At 76.5% G+C, this 903-nt stretch carries 1 protein-coding gene; it reads left to right on the forward strand.

The window, feature by feature from the left end:
• A partial coding sequence (locus L2I40_RS23805) for a YifB family Mg chelatase-like AAA ATPase (RefSeq protein WP_237217819.1) occupies positions 1 to 903 on the forward strand: 903 nt, incomplete at both ends.

The following is a 903-nucleotide window of genomic DNA, read 5'->3' on the forward strand; positions in this document are numbered from 1 at the left end:
TCCTGCCTGCCGCCATCGCCGCCGGCGCGCGCGAGCTCGGCCTGATCTGCCCCGCCGCGCAGGGACCGGAGGCCGCCTGGGCCGGCACGGTGGAGGTGCTCGCACCGCCCGACCTGCCGGCGCTGATCAACCACCTGACCGGCCGGCAACTGCTCGCCGCGCCGGCGCCGCCCGCGATGGACGCCGAAGCCTGGCGCGGCCCCGACCTCGCCGAGGTGCGCGGCCAGGAATCCGCCAAGCGCGCCATCGAGATCGCGGCCGCCGGCGCGCACAACCTGCTGATGATCGGCCCGCCCGGCGCCGGCAAATCCATGCTCGCCGCGCGCCTGCCGGGCCTGCTGCCGGACCTGACGCCGGCCGAGGCGCTCGACGTCTCGCTGGTGCATTCCGTCGCCGGCATGCTCTCCGGCGGGCGCCTCATCCGCCGGCCGCCCTTCCGCGACCCGCACCATTCGGCGAGCGTCCCGGCGCTGGTCGGCGGCGGCCATCGCGCCAAGCCCGGCGAGATCAGCCTCGCCCATCTCGGCGTCCTCTTCCTCGACGAATGGCCGGAATTCCCCCGGCCCGCGCTGGAAGCGCTGCGCCAGCCGATGGAAAGCGGCCGGACCACGATCAGCCGCGCCAACGCGCATGTCTCCTACCCGGCGCGCTTCCAATGCGTGGCCGCGATGAACCCGTGCCGCTGCGGGCATCTCGGCGACCCGGCGCGCGAATGCGCGCGCGCACCGGGCTGCGGGCAGGACTACCAGATGCGCCTCTCGGGCCCGCTGCTCGACCGCATGGACATCGTCATCGAGATCCAGCCGATCCCCGCCGCGGAACTGGCGCGCGCGCCGGCCGGCGAGCCCACGGCGACGGTGGCGGCCCGCGTCGCGGCCGCGCGCGAGCGCACCCGGGCGCGCG

Origin of the sequence: Falsiroseomonas oryziterrae (assembly GCF_021864505.1) — a bacterium.
GTDB classification, from domain to species: domain Bacteria; phylum Pseudomonadota; class Alphaproteobacteria; order Acetobacterales; family Acetobacteraceae; genus Falsiroseomonas; species Falsiroseomonas oryziterrae.